A 21,156-nucleotide genomic window follows, 5' to 3' on the forward strand; every position below is an offset into this window, starting at 1 on the left:
CGAAGGCCACGATCGAGTCCGGGCATCGGCCTGCTTTCAGGCGCGGCCCAGGGAGCACGGAGCGAATGCATCAGGCCGCAAGCCTGCAATTCGAGCGCGTGATGGACGAGCTCGTCCTATGGCACGCCGTGCCGGAGGACGAACGCTCGCCCGCACCGGCCTGGTGGTGGGGACCGGCGATGGCGGTGGTCGACGCGCACGAGCCGATGCGACAGGTTTGGTGTTGTGAGCTGGGCCTCGGCGACGGCTCAAGCTTTGCCGAAGGTGCGCATGCCCTCCTTGAGCTGTTCGCCGAGCAAACCTCGCAGCCCTGGCCGGATGATTTTCCGCGCAAAGCGGACATCAAGCAAGACAACGTCCGCGAACTGCACCCGCAGCCGTCAGATGACAGCGCGTTTCAGCCGTAACGCCGCGGCTTCGGTCGCAGCGAGGTCAGGCTCCGGCTGGAGCGGCGGCGCGACAGGCAGCTCCATCGGCCGCAGCAGCTCGGCCATCTGCCGCGCCGGCACCGGCTTGGAGATGAGGAAGCCCTGCATCTCGTCGCAGCCATGGGCGCGCAGGAACGCTTCCTGCTCGGCGTTCTCGACGCCTTCGGCGACCACGGTCATGCCGAGCGCCTTGCCCATGCTGATGATCGCCTGCGCGATCGCCTGGTCCTCCGAATCCTGCGGCAGGTCGCGCACGAAGGAGCGGTCGATCTTGATGGTGTCGATCGGAAAATGCTTCATCAGCGACATCGACGAATAGCCGGTGCCGAAATCGTCGATGGCGAGGCGGATGCCGCGGCTCTGGATGGCGTCGAGCACCTTCAGCGCACGACCGACATTGCGCATCATCATGCTCTCGGTGACCTCGAGCTGGAGCAGTACCGGCGACATGCCGGACGCCGCCAGCGCCTCGTCGACGTCCTGCAACAGATGTTCGTCGACAAACTGCCGCGGCGACAGGTTGACCGCCATCGACACCGGCAACAGGCCACGACGCTGCCAGGCCATGGCCTGCGCGCAGGCCTCTTTCACCACCCAGCGGCCGATCGGCACGATCAGCCCGGTCTCTTCCGCAAGCGGAATGAATTGGGCCGGCGAGATGCTGCCGAGATCCGGGTGCGTCCAGCGCAGCAGCGCTTCCACGCCGGTGATCTGGCCGGTCTCCATGTCCACCTTGGGCTGGTAGTTCAGCGAGAACTGCTCGCGCTCCAACGCCCGGCGCAACGCGCTCTCGAGCGACAGCCGCTCGATCGACTGCGTCTTCACCTCCTTGGAGAAGAAGCGATAGCCGTTCTTGCCGTCCTCCTTGGCGAGATACATCGCCATGTCGGCGTTCTTGGTCAGCGTCTGAACGTCGGAGCCGTTGGCCGGATACATCGCGATGCCGATCGAGGCCGTGGTGTGGCATTCGTGGCCGGCCAGCTCCATGGGCTCGGCGAGCGCCACGAGAAGCCCGGTCGCGATGCGCTGGACATCGTCGATCTCACCGCACTGGTCGAGGATCACCACGAACTCGTCGCCGCCAAGGCGTGCGACAACGTCGGTTTCCCGCAGCGCGCCGCGCAGTCGGCTCCCCACTTCGAGCAGGAGCAGATCGCCGGCCTCATGGCCGAGCGAATCGTTGATGACCTTGAAGCGGTCGAGATCGATGAACAACACCGCGAAACGATGATCGTGGCGCTGAGCTTCGTCGATCGCCTCCCGCAACAGCCCGTTGAAGGTCTCGCGGTTCGGCAGGTCGGTCAGGCTGTCATGCGAGGCGAGGTATTCGATCCGCTCGTCGGCCTCGTTCTTCTCGTCGGCGCGATCGAAATTCTCCATCGCGAAGGAGACGTTGTCGGCGAGGCGCTGCAACAGCTCGACGAACTCGGCCGTGAAGGTCTCCTGCTCGGTCGACATGTAGATCATGACGCCGACGGGCTGGCCGTGCGTGATCAGCGGGAACGCCGCGCCGGAGCGCGCGCCGTCGCCTTGCAGGACGGCGTGGAAGGCGCTCACACGGCTGTCGTTGACATAGTCGTTGCTGACACAGGGCTGCCGGGTGCGGAACGCGGTGCCGCTCATGCCGCGCCCCTCGGGCCGGTCGGCGTCGATGGAGAGGCGAACGTTCCTCGTGGTTTCGGCAGACGGCCCTGCGGCCGCGACGATCGCGAGCTGGTCGCTGTCGGCTTTGGCCAGCGCAATGGTCGTCGATGTGAACTTGCCGCCGGTGGACGCGGCCTGACACACCAGCTCGAACAGCTCGGTGCGCGACTTGGCCCGCACGATCGCCTCATTGGTGGCGCTCAGCGCGGCGAACATGCGCGTCAGGCGCTCCTTCTGCGCCTCGGCCCGTGACCGCTCCTCGGCCCGGGCGAAATTGTCGAGCGCAAAGGAGACGTTCTCCGCGAGGCGCCCCAGCAACTGGATGAGGTCAGGCGTGAAGGTGCCTTCGTCCGGCGAAAGGAACAGAAGGACGCCGACGGCATCGGTGCCGTTCTTCAGCAGCGGGAAGCAGCCGCCGGATTTCGTCCCTTGATCCCGCGCGATTCGACGCCAGTGCGTCGCACGAACGTCCGTGAGGAGCTCGTTCGCGACGCAGGGTGCCTTGGTGCGAAATGCGGTGCCGGCGAGCCCCCGTCCTTCGGGCTCATCGGCGGACGTCGCGAAACGCCAGTTCTCGACGTGACTGCGACACTCGCCCTTGGTGACGACGATGTCGAGAAAGCGCGCCGTCGGATCGACCAAGGCGATGGTGGCAGATGAGAACGTTCCGCCGAGCACGGCGGCCTCGCACACGGCTTCGAACAACTCGGCGCGGGATTTCACGCGCATGATCGCTTCGTTGGTCGCGCTCAGCGCCTCCAACATGCCCCGAAGACGGTTGCGCTGCATCTCGGCCTTCGCCTTCTCGTCGGCGCGATCGAAGTTCTCGAGCGCGAAGGCGACATTGGCCTGGAGCCGTTGCAGCAGCTCGACGAATTCTGGCGTGAACGTGCCGCGTTCCGGCGAGTTGAAGAGGAAGACGCCTTCGACCCTGTCGCCATTGTACAGCGGCAGCGCCGCGGAGGAGCCGATGCCGTTGCGGCGGGCATTGGCCTGCCAGGGCTTGATCCTGTCGTCGGACAGCACGTCGTTGCTGAGGCAGGGCTGGCGCGTGCGGAAAGCGGTTCCCGTCAGCCCTCGGCCTTCAGGCACCTGGTCGGACGTGGAGAATTTGAAATTTCGGACCATATCCGCGTTCGGCCCGTAGCAAGCAACGACGCGAAGCAGCTCGGCATCGTGATCGACGAGCGCGATGTTGGCCGAGGTGAACTTGGCGCCTTTCGCCGTCGCTTCGCAAACGAGGTCGAAGAGCTCGGCCCGCGAGCGTGCGCGCAGGATCGCCTCATTGGTCGCGCTCAGTGCCGCGTACATGCGCGCCAGGCGGTCTTCCTCCTCGGCGATCCGCGCCTTCTCGGCCTCACGGTCGAAATTGTCGATCGCGAAGCAGACGTTCTCGGCGATGCGCAGCATGAGCGCGACGACCCCCTCATCCTTCGCCCAGGACTTGCTGAGGAAGGACAGGATGACGCCGATGCTCTCGCCGTTCCGGATCAGGGGGGCCGCGATGCAGGCGGCAACACCCGTGTTGAGATTGGCCTGCTCCCACGGCGTTCCCCTGGTGCGACGCGCGAGATCACGTTCGACATGGGGCTTCTGGGTTCGAAACACCTCGCCGGAAATGCCGCGACCATAGGGATTCTCGGGGTCGACGGAGTAGTGGGTCCGGGCCACGATCTCCAGATTCTCGCCGGTGCCGGCGACAGGCTTCAGCCAATGCGAGTCCTGCTCTTTCAGCAGAACGAAGGTCGCCAGCGACTTGCCGCCGTGCACCGAGGCGTCGCACACGAGCTGATACAATTCCCGCTCGGTCTTCGCACGCAGGATGGCTTCGTTGGTCGCGCTGAGCGCGCCGAACATGCGGTTGAGCCGCCGCGTCGCGAGCTCGCTGGTCTGCCGCGCGGTCTCGCGCGCGAAATTGTCCAGCGCATAGGAGATGTTGGCCGACATGCGCTCGAACAGCGACACCATCTGCTCGTTCAGTGAGCCGGCTTCCCTGCGGGTCACATACAGCACGCCGACGCTCTTGCCGTTGCAGAGCAGCGGCAGCGCAGCCGCCGCGCCGATGTGGGCCTTGGCTGCGCCCTCGCGCCACGCCAGCGAGCGAGGATCATTCAGGTAGTCGTTGCTGATGCTCAGCTTCTGATTGCGAAAGGCTTCGCCGCCGACACCCGCTCCCTCGGGCGTGCCGGAGTCGGTCGTGATCTCGAGCGAACGCAGCCGCGCAATGTCATCGCCGCAACCGGCCGCAAAGCACAGCCGCCGGCCATCCGGCCCCACCAGGAAAACCGCAACGGCCAAAAAGTCTCCGCTCGAAAACCCGGCGTCGCAGACCTTCTGGTACAGCTCGTCCGGCGATTTCGCGTAAAGGATCGCTTCGTTGATGGCGCTCAACGCTGCAAAGGTGCGCGCGAGGGTCGTCTGCACGGTCTCAGCTCCCGGGCATTTCTGCCTAATTCTCCCGGGTGCTTTATGAACGGCGACGGCCTAAGTGGTCGTTATTGCGCGCTGCAAACCCGCGATCAAAGTGAATGAGCTGCGAACGGCCGGCGCCAAACTGTCGGGAATGCCGCCGCACGGGAGGATTCTTCGACGAAGGCGCGCTCTCTTTACGATTTTGCAGCCCTGTATTGGTTTACGGGAGATTGATATCGCTCCCACGCTTTGAGACGATGGCTCCCAACAAGCAGCCCGTTAAGGGCAGAATGCCGAGGGAACGCCATGCCCGTCGTCAAGACCGACCGCCTCACGCTCATCAGCGCCGCGCTGCTCCGTGCCGCCGGAGCTTCCGACGAAGAGGCCGATGCGGTGGCCACAGGCTGCGTCAACGCCAACCTCGCCGGTCACGACTCCCACGGTGTGATCGCGGTTCCGACCTACATCGACCGCATCAAGGCCGGCCACATCGTGCCCGGCGCCAAATGGACCATCGTCCAGGAATCGCCGACCACGACGGTGATCGACGGCCAGTGGGGGTTCGGCTTCCACGTCAACGCCAAGGCGATGGCGCTGACGATCGAGAAGGCGAAGACGGCGAACGTTGCCGCCTGCACCGTATTCCGGCAAAGCCATGTCGGTCGCCTCGCCGCCTATCCGTTGATGGCGATGCGCGAAGGCATGATCGGGATTGCGACGGCGGATTCCGGCCGCTCGCCAAAGCACGTGGCGCCGTTCGGGGGCAAGGAGGCTAGGCTCGGCACCAACCCGATCTCGATCGCGGTGCCGTCCGATCTGGATGCGCCGTTCTATCTCGACATGGCAACCTCGGCGGTTGCGGCCGGCAAGATCCAGCTCGCGGTCGCCCGCGGCGAGGAGATTCCGACGGGGTGGATCATCGATGCCGAGGGACGGCACACCACCGACCCCACGCAATATCGCAAGGGCGGCGCGCTGCTGCCGCTCGGCGGCACCGAGGGCTACAAGGGCAGCGGCCTCGCCGCCATGGTCGAGGTGCTGTGCGGCCTGCTGACCGGTCTCGGCTTCGGCGTCGAACCGACCGGACGTCACAATGACGGATGCTTCATGGCGGTGTTCAACGTCGCCGCGTTCCGTCCGCTGAAGGAATTCAAGCGCGAGGTCGCCGAATTCGCGCACTATCTGAAATCGACGCCGCCCTCCGAAGGCAGCAAGGGCGTGTACTATCCCGGCGAGATCGAGGGGTTGCGCGAGCAGCAACGCCTGCGCGACGGCATCGAGATCGAGGATGCGACCTGGGAAAAGCTGCGCGCGCTGGCGCGCGAGTACCGGCTCGACACCGTCCTTGATCTGGCCTGACGGAATTTGGGAGAACAGCATGACGCGGCAGATGGTACTGGTCGGCTTCCTCCAGGCGCAGAACTGCACGAATTTGCCGAGCTCGTGGCGGCATCCGGACTCGCGCGACGATTCGATGTCGGCGGACTATTATCAGGAGATCGCCAAGATCCTCGAAGCCGGCAAGTTCCACATGGCGTTCTTCGACGATCGGCTGGCGATGCCGGACCGCTACGGCAACGATCATGCCCACACCGTCGAATACGGCATCCGCTGCGTGAAGATGGATCCGCTGATCGTGCTGACCACGATGGGCATGGTCACCGACAAGCTCGGCCTCGGCGCCACTTGCTCGACCACCTATTACGAGCCGTTCGACGTCGCCCGCCGCTTCGCGACCCTCGATTTGATGTCCGGCGGGCGCGCGGGCTGGAACGTCGTCACCTCGCTCAATGACGGCGAGGCGCTCAACATGGGTCGCGATTCCCATCCCGAACATGATTCGCGCTACGACCGCGCCGACGAATTCATGGAGGTCGTGCTCGGGCATTGGGACACCTGGGAAGACGGCGCGCTCATCATGGACAAGAAGAGCGGCCGTTTTGCCGATCCGGCCAAGGTGAAGCGGCTCGATCACAAGGGGGCGGCCTTCAAGTCCCGTGGTCCCTTCACGGTCCCGCGCTCGGACCAGGGCCATCCCGTCATCATCCAGGCCGGCGCATCCGGCCGCGGCCAACGCTTTGCCGGCCATTGGGGCGAGGTGATCTTCACGGCCGCGCGCAATCTCGCTGGTGCCAAGGAAGGTTATGCCGCCGTTCGAAACGAGGCAGCCAAGGCTGGCCGCGATCCCGATCAGATGCGCCTTTGCAATTTGACGACGCCGGTCTGCGCCGCGACCAGGGCCGAGGCTGAGGACAAGATGGCGCTGATCAACAAACTGCCGCTCGAGATCGACGCGCTGTCGCTACTTGCCGAAGCGCTCAATTACGACTTCGCCTCCAAGGACCTCGACGAGCCGTTGACGACGGACGATCTGAAGAGCATGCAGGGCATTCTGGGCCTCCGCGACGGCGTGCTGAAGAATTCCGGCAAGAGCAATCCGAGCGCGCGCGACTTCGTCACCTTTTCCGGCCGCGGCCAGGTCCACGACGCCATGGTCGGCGGTCCCAAGGAGATTGCGGACAGACTGGAAGAGATGTTCGTCGAGCGTGGCTGCGACGGCTTTGTCATCGCCGCGACCTATGTGCCCGGCTCCTATGCGGACTTCGTGCAACACGTCGTGCCGGAGCTGCAACGGCGCGGCTTGTTCCAGAAGGAGTATCGGGGCAAGACACTCCGCGAAAATCTCGGGCTGAAGCGGCCCGCGGCCGGCGCCTGGAAGGTGCAGCCGCGCGATGCCGCGGAATAACAACGAGGACAGAGCATGCGCTGGCTGAGATTCACTGTCTCGGACAAGACCTCCTGGGGAATTGTCGAGGGCGACCAGGTGATCGCGGTCGACGGCGATCCCTTTGGCGAATGGCAGCGCACCTCGCGCACGCATCCGCTGGCACAAGTTCGGATCGAGCTGCCGCTAATCCCGCGCACCTTCTATTGCGTCGGCTTGAACTATCTGAAGCACCTGAAGGAAGCCGCCGACAAGCGCGGCGAGGTGCCGGCCGTCCCTGATAGACCCGAGATCGGCTACCGCGCCCAGAACGCGCTGATCGCGCATGACGAGGACGTCGTGATCCCGTCCTTTGCGACGGACAAGATCCACTATGAAGGCGAGCTCGTCGTCGTGATCGGCAAGAAGGTGAAGCATCTCACCAAGCAGAATGCGATGGATTGCGTGTTCGGCTACACCATCGGCAACGACGTCAGCGAACGCAGCTGGCAGAAGGCCGACCGCAGCCTGTGGCGCTCGAAGAACGCCGACACGTTCAAGCCGATGGGCCCTTGGATCGAAACCGAGGCCAATCTGGCGAAAATGGAAACCGTCGTCCGGGTCAACGGCAAGGAGACCAACCGCTTCTACACCAACGACATGATCTTCGGCGTGGTGCCGTTCCTGGTCGAGCTGACCAAGTACTTCACGCTGTGGCCCGGCGACGTGATCTGGATGGGCACGGACGGCGCCTCGCCTGACATCGGGCACGGCGACGTGGTGGAGATCGACATCACGGGCGTAGGGACGTTGCGGAACAGGTTTGTGCGGGAGCAGCGGTAGTCCTCATCCTGAGGAGCTTGCGAAGCAAGCGTCTCGAAGGATGAAGGCCCGACTGTGGCCTCGCCCTTCGAGACGGCCGCTGCGCGGCCTCCTCAGGGTGAGGAGATAGAGTTGTATACGCCGCGAAATCAACAGTGCCGTAGGGTGGGCAAAGCGAAGCGTGCCCACCGCATTCGTAATGGAGGCGAGATGGTGGGCACGGCGCAAGCGCGCCTTTGCCCACCCTACGGCACCACGGCACTTCCCGCGCAATCAAAACGGCAGCGCCACACTCGTCTTGATCTCCTTCAGCACCACGTTGCTGCGGACGTAGCGGATGCCGGGAATGCGGAACATGAACTCGTCGAGGAATCTGTTGTAGGCCGCCATGTCCTGCACGACGACGCGCAAATGATAGTCGGCGTCGCCCGTGGTCGCGAAACACTCCAGCACTTCGCGCCGCGTGGTCACCCGCGCGACGAACTCGTCGACGAATTTGGCATCGTGCCGCTCCAGCGAGACATGCAGGATGGCCGACATCGCAAAGCCCGCCTGCTCGCGCGCGATCAGCGCGGCATAGCCCTGGATGACGCCGGCCTCCTCCAGCGCACGCACCCGGCGCCAGCAGGCCGAGGTGGACATGCCGACCTCGTCGGCGAGCTGCTGGTTGGTGGCGCGGCCGTCCGTCTGGAGATGGGCGAGAATCCGCGCGTCCTGCTCTTCAATCATGGAAGCCCCCGATTCGGTAACTTCTACCGAATTATGCCATCCTCCGCAAAATTTTACCGAATTATCGATCAAGACAGGGTGAATAGGCAAGACCTACCAGCCTCCCCGGCATACCCTTCCGTCATCAGGCAGGATGCCGCACGAGGTCCGCCATGGACGCCGTTCCATCACTCGACAGCTACGAGCTCTCAGACCGCTACGACCGCGAAGAGGGGCGCGTCTTCCTCACGGGCACGCAGGCGATCGTCCGCATCGCGCTCGACCAGGCGCGGCGCGACCGCGCCGCCGGGCTGAACACCGCCGGCTTCATCTCCGGCTATCGCGGCTCGCCGCTCGGCGGCGTCGATCTCGAGCTCTGGCGCATCCAGGAGCGGCTGAAGCGGGATCGCATCGAATTTCTCCCCGCGGTGAACGAGGACCTCGCGGCAACAGCAGTGCTCGGCTCGCAGCAGGTAGAGACGCAGGCAGATCGCGAAGTCGATGGCGTGTTCGGACTTTGGTACGGCAAGGGCCCCGGCGTCGATCGCTCCGGCGACGCCCTCAAGCACGGCAACGCCTATGGCTCCTCGCCGCGTGGCGGCGTGCTGGTTGTCGCCGGCGACGACCATGGCTGCGTCTCCTCCTCGATGCCGCACCAGTCCGATGTCGCCTTCATGAGCTGGTTCATGCCGACGCTGCACCCCGCAAGCGTCAGCGAATATCTGGAGTTCGGCGAATACGGCTACGCGCTGAGCCGCTTCTCCGGCATGTGGGTCGGCTTCAAGGCGATTTCGGAAATCGTGGAGTCAGGTGCATCCGTCGCGCTGCGCCCGCCACGCGTCTTCAACACGCCCGATTTCACGCCGCCACCGGGCGGACTGCACTATCGCTGGCCCGACCTGCCGGGCCCCCAGATCGAGGAGCGGCTGGAGGCGAAGAAGCACGCGGTTTACGCCTTTGCAAAAGCCAATCCGATCGATCGCCACATCTACGATATTCCCAACGCCACTTACGGCATCGTCACGACGGGCAAGGCGCATCTCGACCTGATGGAGGCCCTGCGGCTGATGGGCCTGGATGAAGCGGCCTGCCGCAACATCGGGATCGACGTCTACAAGGTCGGCATGGTCTGGCCGCTGGCGCTGCATGACGCGATGGACTTCGTGAAGGGCAAGCGCGAGATCCTCGTCGTCGAGGAAAAGCGCGGCATCATCGAGAGCCAGTTCAAGGAATATTTTTACGACTATCCAGGCTCAAAGCCCGAGCGCATGGTCGGCAAGCACGACGAGCGAGGGGCGCGGCTGATCTCCTGGATCGGCGAATTGTCGCCGCGTGCGCTTGCTGGCGTGCTCGCACGCCGGCTCGACCCGATGTTCCCAGGCCTCAATCTCGCCGCGCGCGCGGCCGCCTTGATGCCCGAGGCCGCGCGCACGATCAACGTCAGCGGTGCGACGCGCACGCCGTATTTCTGCTCCGGATGTCCGCACAACACGTCGACGAAGGTGCCGGAAGGCTCCAAGGCGTTAGCCGGCATCGGCTGCCATTTCATGGCGAGCTGGATGGACCGCGAGACCTCCTCGCTGATCCAGATGGGCGGCGAAGGCGTCAACTGGGCGGCGTCGTCACGCTTCACCGGCCACAAGCACGTGTTCCAGAATCTCGGCGAAGGCACCTACTACCACTCCGGCTCGATGGCGATCCGGCAGGCGATCGCCGCCAGGGCCAACATCACCTACAAGATCCTGTTCAACGATGCCGTGGCGATGACCGGCGGCCAGCCGGTCGACGGTCCCATCAGCGTGCATGCCATCGCCCACAGCGTTCGCGCCGAAGGCGTGGGACGCATCGCGCTGGTGTCGGACGATCCCGCGCAGTTCTTGCCGGCAGACCTGCCGATCGGCGTGACCATCCATCCGCGCGAGGAGATGGACGCCGTGCAGCGCGAGCTGCGAGACATTTCCGGCGTCTCCGTCCTGATCTATCAGCAGACCTGCGCCACCGAGAAGCGTCGCCGGCGCAAACGCGGACAGATGGCCGACCCAAGGCGCTTTGCCTATATCAACGATCTCGTCTGCGAAGGCTGCGGCGACTGCTCGGTCGAATCCAACTGCCTCAGTGTCGAGCCAAAGGAGACGCCGTTCGGTCGCAAGCGCCAGATCAACCTCTCGTCCTGCAACAAGGATTTTTCCTGCCTCAACGGCTTTTGCCCAAGCTTCGTCACCGTCGAAGGCGCGACGCGCCGGAAAAAGACCGCGAGCGAGACCGACGCCGTCGGTCGCGCGGCTACGCTTCCCCTGCCCGCTCCCGCCACGCTCGATCGTCCTTACGATTTGCTCGTGACCGGCGTCGGCGGCACCGGCGTGATCACGGTCGGCGCGCTGATCGGCATGGCCGCGCATCTGGAGCGGCGTGGCGTCTCCGTGCTGGATTTCACCGGCTTTGCACAGAAATTTGGTCCCGTGCTGAGCTTCATCCGCCTTGCGTCAAGTCCGGACGCGTTGCACCAGGTCCGCATCGACCAGGGCGCGGCCGACGCGCTGATCGGCTGCGACCTCGTCGTCAGTTCCTCACCTAAGGCGTCCGGCACCTATCACCGCGGCACACGCGCCGCCATCAACACCGCGGAGATGCCGACCGGCGACGTCGTCCGCTTCCGCGACGCCGACCTTGCCTCGCCCGCCCGCCTGCGCGCGATCCGACAAGTCATTGGCAACGACAATCTCGACACCATCAACGTCAACGCGCTCGCCGAGCGGCTGCTCGGCGATGCCGTCTATGCCAACATCATCATGCTCGGCTTTGCCTGGCAGCACGGGCTTGTGCCGGTCGCGCTGCAAGCGCTGCTGCGCGCGATCGAGCTCAACGGCGTCGCGGTCGAACGCAACAAGCAGGCCTTTGCCTGGGGCCGGATCGCCGCGGCCGATCCGGAGTTTTTGCCGGGGAGTGACGAAGCGCTCGAAGCCGAGACGCTCGATCAGATCATCGATCGCCGCGCCGATTTCCTCGCCGCCTATCAAGACGCCGCCTATGCGATGCGCTTTCGGGCGACCGTCGCGAGGGTCCGCCGGGCCGAAGCCGCTCTGAGCAGTGAGGTGCTGACCGAGGCGGTCGCGCGCGCCCTGTTCAAGCTGATGGCCTACAAGGACGAATACGAGGTGGCGCGTCTGCACATGCAGAGCGGCTTCCTCGGCGAGCTGAAGCGCGAGTTCGAGGACGGTTTTCGCATCCAATATCATCTCGCGCCGCCGTTCCTGCCGTCAAAACCTGACGCACGCGGCCGTCCGCGCAAGCGCGCTTTCGGCCAGTGGATCCAGATGCCGCTCGCCATGCTGGCGCGGTTGAAGGGATTACGCGGAACGCCGTTCGATCCATTCGGCTACACGAATGAGCGGCGCACTGAACGGGAATTGATCGCCTGGTATGAAGGCCTGATCGAACGCATGCTCGGCCAGCTCGAGGCAGCACATCTTCCCGACCTCGTTGCCGTCGCAAAAGCGCCGATGGAGATCCGCGGCTACGGACCAGTGAAGGACACCGCGATCGCCAAGGTGAAGCCCGAGGTCGAGCGGCTGCTCACGAATTTGACGACGTCGGTAACGCAAAAGATGCACGCCCACGGTTGACGCGGCACCAGTGAGGCCTCAGCCTCCGGACTTTAGGCGGCACCCTGTTGGCGCCCCTGCAATCGGATGACGCATCATGGATTTGGACCAGTTGACCCTGAGTCAGGCCGTCGCCGACCTGCGCGCCGGGAAAGTCACGAGTACCGCACTCACGACGGAAGCACTGAGCCGCGCCAAAGCCCATGCCGAGCTCAATGCCTTCGTCACCCTGGACGAAGCGGGCGCCCTGAAAGCCGCCGCCGCATTCGACGCGACGGGCGACAGGACAAAGCCGCTCGGCGGCGTGCCCATCGTGATCAAGGACAATATCGAGGTCGCGGGACTGCCCTGCAGCGCCGGCACACCGGCACTGAAGGACTACATTCCGAATGCTGACGCACCGGTGGTTGCGAAGCTGCGGGCTGCAGGCGCCGTCATCATCGGCAAGACCAGCATGCATGAGCTCGCCTTCGGCATCTCCGGCTACAACACCGCGTTCAAGACCGGCGCGGAGTTCGGCGTGCGCAACGCTTATGACCGCACGCTGATCGCCGGCGGCTCCTCGTCCGGCACGGGCGCCGCGCTCGGCGCGCGAATCGTCACGGGCGGGCTCGGAACCGACACCGGCGGATCGGTCCGTGTCCCCGCCGCGCTGAACGGATGCGCCGCGTTGCGCCCGACGGTCGGGCGCTATCCGCAAGAGGGTATTGCGCCGATCTCGCACACCCGCGACACCGCGGGGCCCATGGCCGCGACGATGGCGGATGTCGCGCTGCTCGATCGCGTGATCGCCGGCGGCGACGAGGTTGCGCCGGCTGATCTGAAGCAGGTGCGGATCGGCATCGCGAACGCGATGCTGACCAATCTCGACGCCGATACGGAAGCCGCGTTCCACACGGCGATCGCAAAAGCGAAGGCGAAGGGCGTCACGGTCGTCGAGATCGAGATGCCTGAGCTCGCCGAACTCAACGGCCAGGTCAGCTTTCCCGTCGCGCTGTATGAGGCCTATGACGACATGGTCGCCTATCTCAAGCACACCGGGACCGGCCTCAGCATCGAGGCGCTGGCAGAGAAGATCTCCAGCGCCGACGTGAAAAGCATCTATGATGGCATGGTGATCCCGCGAAAACTGCCCGGCCCCGACAACGCGCTGTTCGACGCGAGGCCGATCTATGACGCCGCAATCAAGACCGCCCGCCCCGCGCTTCAGGCGCTCTACGGCAATACGTTTGCCAGCAACAAGCTCGACGCCGTCGCCTTCCCGACCACGCCGCGCGTTGCAATTGCCTCCAATCCGGACGCCAGCAGTCTCGAGAATTTCGGCCTGAGCATCCAGAACACCGATCCCGGCAGCAATGCCGGCATTCCCGGTGTCCAGATCCCGATCGCGCTTGGCGCGACAAGCAAATTGCCGATCGGACTTGAGTTGGATGGTCCTGCGGGAAGCGATCGCCGCTTGCTCGCGATCGGCGTGGCGCTCGACAGCGTGTTCGGACGACTGCCCGCACCGCGTTGACGCTCTCGTAGGGTGGGCAAAGCGAAGCGTGCCCACCACCTATCATTGATGGGTGGTGGGCACGGCGCTTCGCGCCTTTGCCCACCCTACGGCTCTGCCGCTTGAGGCGAACATATATCTATCTCCTCACCCTGAGGAGCTTGCGAAGCAAGCGTCTCGAAGGGCGAGGCCACCAGCAGGGCCTTCATCCTTCGAGACGCGCGCTCCGCGCTCCTCAGGATGAGGAACGACGACGTCTCACGCATACGGATTGATCAGCTTCTGCTGCTCGGCGCTGTGCTGGACGAGCATGTCGATGAAGGTCCTGACCTTCGCCGACAGATGATGCCGATGCGGATAGACCGCGTTCATCGACATCTCGACCGGCCGGTACTCCGGCAGGAGGCGCACCAGCCGGCCCGCATCAAGGTCATCCCCCACCAGAAAGCCGGCCGCAAGACTGATGCCGGCGCCCTGTAGCGCCGCCTCACGGAGCGCTTCGCCGCTGTTGGTGATCAGGTTGCCGGAGACGCGCACCGACGCCGGCGTGCCCTTACGATCGAAGAAGCGCCACTCGTCGAAGGGATAGTTGATGTGGCGCACGCAATTGTGCCCGGCAAGCTCTTCGAGCGTCTGCACGCGCCCATGCGCCTCGATATAGCCGTGCGAGCAGCACAGCACGTGCCGCCAGGTCGCCAGGCTCCGCACGATCAGGCTGGAGTCCGGCGGCGCGACCATGCGCAGCGCGAGATCAAAGCCCTCCTCGATCAGGTCGACATTGGTCTCGCCCATGCGCAGATCGACCTTCACCTCCGGATAGGTCGCGAGGAATTCGGCCATCACGGGCGCGACGAACGGCACCATGTGGGTTGCGGTGTGAATGCGCAGCGTGCCGCGCGGCGTCAATTGCAGCGCGCCGGCGATGTCATCGGCTTGTTCGAGATCGGCGAGGATCTGCGTCGAGCGGTCGTAATAGGCCTTGCCGATTTCGGTGAGGCTGACTTTTCGCGTGGTGCGGTTCAGCAGCCGAACCCCGAGCCGGTCCTCCAGCGCCTGGACGTGGTTGCTCACCATGGTCGTGGACATGTTGAGCCGGCGGGCGGCGGCGGAAAATCCGCCATTTTCGACCACCCGGACGAAGGCGGTGAGACTGGTGAAGCGGTCCATCGGTCTGGCTCCGGATTATCCGCTATGGGTGGATAATGCTTCCATTTCTTCCGGGATTATCACAAGCGGGAAGACAGCGCATCTTGCCGGCATCAACGGCGCACCGTTCGGACCGGGGCGGTTTGGAATTCCGAGGATGCCATGTCGAACGCTTCTTATGTCACTGAAACCAATCAGAAAATCAGCTTTCGCCCGTCCCGGCAGGCGATCAAGCGGGCGGCCATCGGCTTGGCACTGGCCCTCGGAATCGCCGCGGCCGGCGACTTCGGCTATAACTACCTGAGCACCGGCCGCTATCTCGAATCCACCGACGACGCCTATGTGAAGGCGGATTCCACCATCGTCGCCCCCAAGGTTTCCGGCTACATCGCGAAGGTGCTGGTTGGCGACAACGAGAAGGTCCGGGCCGGCCAGCTCCTCGCCAAGATCGACGACCGCGACTTCAAAGCCGCGCTCGACCAGGCCCGCGCCGACGTCGCCGCCGGCGAAGCCTCGGTGCGCAACATCGACGCCCAGCTCGAGCTGCAGCAGCCGATCATCGAGCAGAGCACGGCCGACGTGGCCGCGGCCGACGCCAATCTGAAATTCGCCCAGGAGGAACGCGCCCGATACGACGACCTGATGAAGTCGGGCTCCGGCACGATCCAGCGTGCGCAACAGACCGATGCGGCGCTGCGCGCCAGCAACGCCCAATTGCAGCACGCCAAGTCGGGCCTGGTGGCCGCACAGCGCAAGGTCGATGTGCTCACCACCCAGCGCGCCCAGGCCACGGCGCAGCTCGAACGGGCGCGCGCGGTCGCACAGCAGGCAGAGCTGAACCTGTCCTACACCGAGATCACCGCACCGGTGGACGGCACGGTCGGTGCACGCTCATTACGCGTCGGCCAGTATGTGCAGGCCGGCACGCAATTGATGGCGGTGGTGCCGCTCGATGCGGTCTATGTCGTCGCGAACTTCAAGGAGACGCAGCTCACGCATGTGCGTGCGGGCCAGCCGGTCGAGCTGCAGGTCGACAGTTTTCGCAACCGCACGCTGCGCGGTCACGTCGACAGCCTTTCGCCGGCCAGCGGACTTGAATTCGCGCTGCTGCCGCCCGATAACGCCACCGGAAATTTCACCAAGATCGTGCAACGCGTGCCGGTGAAGATCGTGCTCGACGACCACAGCCTGACCGGCCTGCTCAGGCCCGGCATGTCGGCGGTGCCGACCATCGACACCAAGGCGACTGTGCTGGCCGAGCGCGAGACGGCCAAGCGCCTCGCCGACAACACACCCCGCCCGAACGGCGGCTGAGGCGAGGAAGACCGGCAGGATTATCAAGTCCTGCCGGACGATCCTTCCCACGCTTCCTCGATTATCGAAACCAACCGCCTAATGCATCCTGTCTCCATGACCGAGACGAGGCTTCCATGAGCACGCTCCAACCGACCGCCGACGCCGCCTCCGCTGCCAGCATTCCCGCCCCTGCTGCGCCCGCGACGCCGGCCGTTTCCGCAAAGACCTGGATCGCGGTGATCGGCGCGACTCTCGGCGCCTTCATGGCGGTGCTGAACATCCAGATCGTCAACGCTTCGCTCGCCGACATTCAGGGCGCGATCGGCGCCGGTATCGACGATGGCGGCTGGATCTCGACCTCTTATCTGATCGCCGAGATCGTGGTGATCCCGCTCTCCGGCTGGCTCGCGCAGGTATTCTCGATCCGCATCTATCTGCTCACCAATGCGGTCCTGTTCCTGGTTCTGTCCGCGGCCTGCGCGCTAGCGCAGGACCTGCCGCAAATGATCGTGCTGCGCGCGGTGCAGGGTTTCACCGGCGGCGTGCTGATCCCGATGGCCTTCACGCTCATCATCACGCTGTTGCCTCGGGCGAAGCAGCCCGTCGGCCTCGCGCTGTTCGCGCTGTCGGCGACGTTCGCACCGGCGATCGGCCCGACCATCGGCGGCTATCTCACCGAGAATTTCGGCTGGCAGTACATCTTCTACGTCAACCTCGTGCCCGGCGCGATCATGGTCGGCATGCTCTGGTACGCACTCGACGCCAAGCCCATGAAGCTTGCGCTGCTCCGCGAGGGCGACTGGGCCGGCATCATCACCATGGCGATCGGCCTGTCGGCGCTTCAGACCGTGCTGGAAGAGGGCAACAAGGACGACTGGTTCGGCTCGCCTTTCATCGTCAAGCTGTCGGTCATCGCGGCCGCTGCGCTGACCGCCTTCCTGATCATCGAGCTCACGGCGAAGAAGCCGCTGCTCAATTTGCGCCTGCTGGTGCGCCGCAATTTCGGCTTCGGCATGCTCGCGAACTTCCTGCTCGGTGTCGCGCTCTACGGTTCGGTGTTCATCCTCCCGCAATATCTGGCGCGCATCCAGGGCTACAATGCCGAGCAGATCGGCATGGTGCTGGCCTGGACCGGACTGCCGCAACTCGTGCTGATCCCGCTGGTGCCGCGCCTGATGCAGAAGTTCGACGCGCGGATCATCATCGGCGTCGGCTTCGTCCTGTTCGCGGCCTCGAACTTCCTGAACATTTATATGACCAACGATTACGCTGCCGACCAGCTGTTGTGGCCCAATGTCGTCCGTGCGATCGGCCAAGCGCTCGTGATGGCGCCGTTGTCGGCTGTGGCGACCGCCGGCATCGAAGCGGAGAATGCTGGCTCGGCCTCGGGCCTGTTCAACATGATGCGCAATCTCGGCGGCGCCGTCGGCATCGCGCTGCTTCAGACCTTGCTGACCAAGCGCGAGCAATATCACTCCAACGTGCTGATGCAGTCGGTCTCGGTGTTCGAGCAGGCGACGCGGACGCGGCTGGAGCAGCTCACGCAGTACTTCATCAATCACGGCGTGCTCGGCCGCGCCGACGCCGCGCATCGCGCCTATGTCGCGATCGGCCACACCGTGCAGAAGCAGGCTTACATCTTCGCCTTCAGCGACACCTTCTATCTGCTCGGCATGGCGCTGATCGTGGCCCTGATCGCCGTATTCTTCCTGAAGAAACCCGGCCAGACCTCGGCTGGCGGAGCTCACTGAGATCAACCCAAGAGACTAACTCAAGCAAAGGAGAACGACCATGAAACCCCGCATGAACTTCTACCAGGCCGCCCCCGACACGATGAAGGCGCTGATGGCGCTGGAGGAGCAGATCCAGTCCACGGGACTCGAGAAATCGCTGATCGAGCTCGTCAAGATCCGGGCGTCGCAGATCAACGGCTGCGCCTTCTGCATCAACATGCACACCGAGGACGCCCGCAAGCGCGGCGAGACCGAACAGCGCATCTATCTGCTCAACGCCTGGCGGGAATCCCCGCTCTATACCGATCGCGAGCGTGCCGCGCTGGCCTGGACGGAATCAGTGACGCTGATCTCCGAGACCCACGCGCCGGACGACGTCTACGAGCAGGTCCGCGCGCAATTCTCCGATGCGGAGACGGTGAACCTGACGATGCTGATCGGGGCCATCAATGCCTGGAACCGAATCGCGATCGCGTTCCGCGCGGTCCATCCGGTGAAGGTGAAGGCGTCGGTGGCGTAGGCCGCAACGCCGCCTTGCGCGCAAATCTCGTAGGGTGGGCAAAGGCGCACTTGCGCCGTGCCCACGTCTTCTGACGCCTTCGCTGAAGGAGTGGTGGGCACGCTTCGCTTTGCCCACCCTACGATAGCGGAGTTTGCGGCCTAAACCGCCGTCGCCTTGGCGAACTCGATATAGATCTCCCGCAGACGCGTGGCCATCGGGCCGGGCTTGCCGTCGGCGACCTTCTTGCCGTCGATCGCAACCACCGGCTGGACGAACAGCGACGCCGAGGTGGCGAAGGCTTCCTTGGCGGCGAGCGCCTCGGCGACCGTGAAGGAACGTTCCTCGACGCGGAGCTGCCGCTCTTCGGCGAGCGCCACCACGGCCTTGCGGGTGCAGCCCGGCAGGATCGCGTTGGAGTTCTTGCGGGTCACGATGACGTCGTCCTTGGTCAGGATGAACGCCGAGGACGAGCCGCCCTCGGTGACGTAGCCGTCTTCCAGCATCCAGGCCTCGCCGGCGCCGGCTTCGGCCGCGGCCTGCTTCGCCAGAACCTGCGCGAGCAGTGCCACGCTCTTGATGTCGCGCCGCTCCCAGCGGATGTCAGGCACGGTGATCACGTTGATGCCGGTCTTGGCCGAGGCGGCGTTGATGATGTCCTTCTCGGAGGTGAACATCACCAGGCTCGACTTGACGTCGCCCTTGGGAAAGGCGAAGTCGCGGCCCTTGTCGGCGCCGCGCGTGACCTGCAGATAGACGAGGCCGTTCTCGACCTTGTTGCGCGCGATCAGCTCCTTCTGGAGCTCGGTGATGCGCTCGACCGTCTCCGGCAACTTCAGCTTGATCTCGCCGACCGAGCGCTCCAGGCGCGTCAGGTGCGAAGCATTGTCGACCAGCTTGCCGTCGAGCACGGCCGAGACCTCGTAGATGCCGTCGGCGAACAGGAAGCCGCGATCAAGCACCGAGATCTTGGCGTCCGAGAGCGGGACGAATGAGCCGTTGACGTAGGCGATCGAGTCCAAGGCAGGTCTCCTGGCGGGAGTGGGGAATTTGCCAGTTCGTATACGGGATTTGTTGGGGCCACGAAACCCTCAACCCGTCATTCCGGGGCGGCGCGAAGCGACGAGCTTTGATGCGCAATTGCGCATCAGAGAATCCATAACCCCGGCCGGTGGTTATGGATTCCGGACCCGCGCCACGAGGCGCGTCCCGGAACGACAGCAGAGGTTAATGCGACAAAATCTTCGACAGGAACTTCTGCGCGCGGTCGCTGCGCGGCTTGCCGAAGAAGTCCTCCTTCGCCGCGTCCTCGACGATCTCGCCGCGGTCCATGAAGATGACGCGGTTGGCGACCTTGCGGGCAAAGCCCATCTCGTGGGTGACGACCATCATGGTCATGCCTTCGCGGGCGAGATCGACCATGACGTCGAGCACCTCGCTCACCATCTCGGGGTCGAGCGCCGAGGTCGGCTCATCGAACAGCATGACGATCGGGTCCATGGCAAGCGCGCGGGCGATCGCGACGCGCTGCTGCTGGCCGCCGGAGAGCTGCGCCGGAAATTTCTGCGCCTGCTCCTTCAAGCCGACGCGGTCCAGGAGCTGCATACCCTTTGCCACAGCCGTGTCGGACGACCGTCCCAGCACCTTCTGCTGCGCGAGGCAGAGGTTGTCGATGATCTTCAGGTGCGGGAACAGCTCGAAGTGCTGGAACACCATGCCGACGCGCGAACGCAGTTTCGGCAAATTGGTCTTGGGGTCATTGACCTTGGTGCCGTCGACGCTGATGTCGCCCTCCTGGAACGGCTCCAGCGCATTGACGCATTTGATCAGCGTCGACTTGCCCGAGCCCGAGGGGCCGCAGACCACGACGACCTCGCCCTTGGTCACGCTGGTGGTGCAGTCGGTCAGCACCTGGAAGGTCGGGGTGTACCATTTGTTGACGTGGCTGATTTCGATCATGACCGATGCGCTCTATCGAATGATGGCGATGCGCGACTGGAGGCGGCGAACGCCGAAAGACGCGATGCAGGAAATGGTGAAGTAGACGACGGCGGCAAACAGATACATCTCGACCAGACGGCCATCGCGCTGCGCGACCTTGCTGGCCGCGCCGAGGAAGTCCGGGATCGACAGCACATAGACCAGCGAGGTGTCCTGGAACAGCACGATGGTCTGCGTCAGCAGCACCGGCAGCATGTTGCGGAACGCCTGCGGCAGCACGACGTAGCGCATGGTCTGCGCGTAAGTCAGGCCGAGCGCGTTGGCGGCGGCCGGCTGGCCGCGCGAGATCGACTGGATCCCGGCGCGCATGATCTCGGAGAAGTACGCCGCCTCGAACATGATGAAGGTGATGAGCGAGGATGCGAACGCGCCGACGCTGATCGGACGCGAGGCGCCGGTCACCCACTGCCCGATATAGGGCACCAGGAAATAGAACCAGAAGATCACCAGCACCAGCGGCAGCGAGCGCATGAAGTCGACATAGACACCCGCGATGCGCCCGAGTGTCTTGTAGCCGGACAGCCGCATCAGGGCGATCGCCGTGCCGAAGATCAGGCCGCCGAAGGCGGCGAGCGCCGTCAGCGTCACCGTGAAGGTCATGCCCTCGTAGAACAGATAGGGCAGCGAGCGGCGGATGACCTCGAAATCGAGATTGCTGAACATGGT

15 protein-coding genes are annotated in these 21,156 nt (G+C 64.6%); 9 read left to right on the plus strand and 6 right to left on the minus strand.

Annotated elements, in window-relative coordinates:
• Positions 1–65: 65 nt before the first annotated feature.
• Positions 66–407 carry a hypothetical protein gene (locus tag ACVJ5M_RS41950; protein WP_063985656.1) on the plus strand — a complete coding sequence of 114 codons (342 nt, stop codon included), beginning with the start codon at positions 66–68 and terminating at the stop codon, positions 405–407.
• Here ACVJ5M_RS41950 and ACVJ5M_RS41955 read toward each other — a convergent pair.
• Positions 381–4,496, minus strand: coding sequence for a bifunctional diguanylate cyclase/phosphodiesterase (locus ACVJ5M_RS41955; protein ID WP_354099990.1), 4,116 nt, complete (start codon positions 4,494–4,496; stop codon positions 381–383). The two genes, ACVJ5M_RS41950 and ACVJ5M_RS41955, sit on opposite strands and share 27 nt — an antisense overlap.
• 294 nt (positions 4,497–4,790) lie before the next feature.
• On the opposite strand from ACVJ5M_RS41955, the gene ACVJ5M_RS41960 reads away from it, so the two are divergent.
• The 3 genes from ACVJ5M_RS41960 to ACVJ5M_RS41970 are packed head-to-tail and all read left to right on the plus strand — an operon-like array spanning position 4,791 to position 8,031.
• A complete protein-coding gene (locus ACVJ5M_RS41960; RefSeq protein WP_063985658.1) occupies positions 4,791–5,843 on the plus strand; it encodes an Ldh family oxidoreductase in 1,053 nt (350 codons plus the stop codon).
• Between the two features lie 19 nt (positions 5,844–5,862).
• On the plus strand, positions 5,863–7,230 hold the full coding sequence (locus ACVJ5M_RS41965) for an LLM class flavin-dependent oxidoreductase (protein ID WP_028147946.1): 1,368 nt from the start codon (positions 5,863–5,865) through the stop codon (positions 7,228–7,230).
• A 15-nt stretch (positions 7,231–7,245) separates the two neighbouring features.
• Positions 7,246–8,031: a fumarylacetoacetate hydrolase family protein gene (locus ACVJ5M_RS41970; RefSeq protein WP_231143644.1), complete on the plus strand. Its 786-nt coding sequence runs from the start codon at positions 7,246–7,248 to the stop codon at positions 8,029–8,031.
• Positions 8,032–8,283: 252 nt separating this feature from the next.
• On the opposite strand, the gene ACVJ5M_RS41975 is transcribed toward ACVJ5M_RS41970, so the two are convergent.
• Positions 8,284–8,739, minus strand: coding sequence for an Lrp/AsnC family transcriptional regulator (locus ACVJ5M_RS41975; RefSeq protein WP_014491864.1), 456 nt, complete (start codon positions 8,737–8,739; stop codon positions 8,284–8,286).
• Between the two features lie 152 nt (positions 8,740–8,891).
• On the opposite strand from ACVJ5M_RS41975, the gene ACVJ5M_RS41980 reads away from it, so the two are divergent.
• The gene (locus ACVJ5M_RS41980) at positions 8,892–12,341 is read left to right on the plus strand and encodes an indolepyruvate ferredoxin oxidoreductase family protein (protein WP_283017737.1); all 3,450 of its coding nucleotides are present in this window, start codon (positions 8,892–8,894) and stop codon (positions 12,339–12,341) included.
• 76 nt (positions 12,342–12,417) lie between these two features.
• The gene (gene iaaH, locus ACVJ5M_RS41985) at positions 12,418–13,836 is read left to right on the plus strand and encodes an indoleacetamide hydrolase (RefSeq protein WP_063985661.1); all 1,419 of its coding nucleotides are present in this window, start codon (positions 12,418–12,420) and stop codon (positions 13,834–13,836) included.
• Positions 13,837–14,073: 237 nt separating this feature from the next.
• On the opposite strand, the gene ACVJ5M_RS41990 is transcribed toward iaaH, so the two are convergent.
• Positions 14,074–14,982: a LysR family transcriptional regulator gene (locus ACVJ5M_RS41990; RefSeq protein WP_063985662.1), complete on the minus strand. Its 909-nt coding sequence runs from the start codon at positions 14,980–14,982 to the stop codon at positions 14,074–14,076.
• A 141-nt stretch (positions 14,983–15,123) separates the two neighbouring features.
• Between ACVJ5M_RS41990 and ACVJ5M_RS41995 the strand changes: the two genes are divergently transcribed.
• The 3 genes from ACVJ5M_RS41995 (at position 15,124) to ACVJ5M_RS42005 (ending at position 18,510) form a co-directional block, all read left to right on the plus strand.
• Complete coding sequence (locus ACVJ5M_RS41995; RefSeq protein WP_063985663.1) at positions 15,124–16,275, plus strand: HlyD family secretion protein; 1,152 nt, start codon at positions 15,124–15,126, stop codon at positions 16,273–16,275.
• A 116-nt stretch (positions 16,276–16,391) separates the two neighbouring features.
• The gene (locus tag ACVJ5M_RS42000; protein WP_354099989.1) at positions 16,392–18,008 is read left to right on the plus strand and encodes an MDR family MFS transporter; all 1,617 of its coding nucleotides are present in this window, start codon (positions 16,392–16,394) and stop codon (positions 18,006–18,008) included.
• Positions 18,009–18,048: 40 nt separating this feature from the next.
• Complete coding sequence (locus ACVJ5M_RS42005) at positions 18,049–18,510, plus strand: carboxymuconolactone decarboxylase family protein (protein ID WP_007615070.1); 462 nt, start codon at positions 18,049–18,051, stop codon at positions 18,508–18,510.
• A 140-nt stretch (positions 18,511–18,650) separates the two neighbouring features.
• Here ACVJ5M_RS42005 and ACVJ5M_RS42010 read toward each other — a convergent pair whose 3' ends face one another.
• The 3 genes from ACVJ5M_RS42010 to ACVJ5M_RS42020 all read right to left on the minus strand — a co-directional run bounded on the left by ACVJ5M_RS42010 (position 18,651) and on the right by ACVJ5M_RS42020 (position 21,153).
• Positions 18,651–19,511, minus strand: a complete 861-nt coding sequence (locus ACVJ5M_RS42010; RefSeq protein WP_063985665.1) for a D-amino-acid transaminase — start codon at positions 19,509–19,511, stop codon at positions 18,651–18,653.
• A gap of 205 nt (positions 19,512–19,716) precedes the next feature.
• Positions 19,717–20,448 carry an amino acid ABC transporter ATP-binding protein gene (locus ACVJ5M_RS42015; RefSeq protein WP_014491857.1) on the minus strand — a complete coding sequence of 244 codons (732 nt, stop codon included), beginning with the start codon at positions 20,446–20,448 and terminating at the stop codon, positions 19,717–19,719.
• A 12-nt stretch (positions 20,449–20,460) separates the two neighbouring features.
• On the minus strand, positions 20,461–21,153 hold the full coding sequence (locus ACVJ5M_RS42020) for an amino acid ABC transporter permease (protein WP_063985666.1): 693 nt from the start codon (positions 21,151–21,153) through the stop codon (positions 20,461–20,463).
• Between the last annotated feature and the right edge of the window lie 3 nt (positions 21,154–21,156).

The sequence above is a fragment of the Bradyrhizobium sp. S3.7.6 genome (assembly GCF_054061875.1).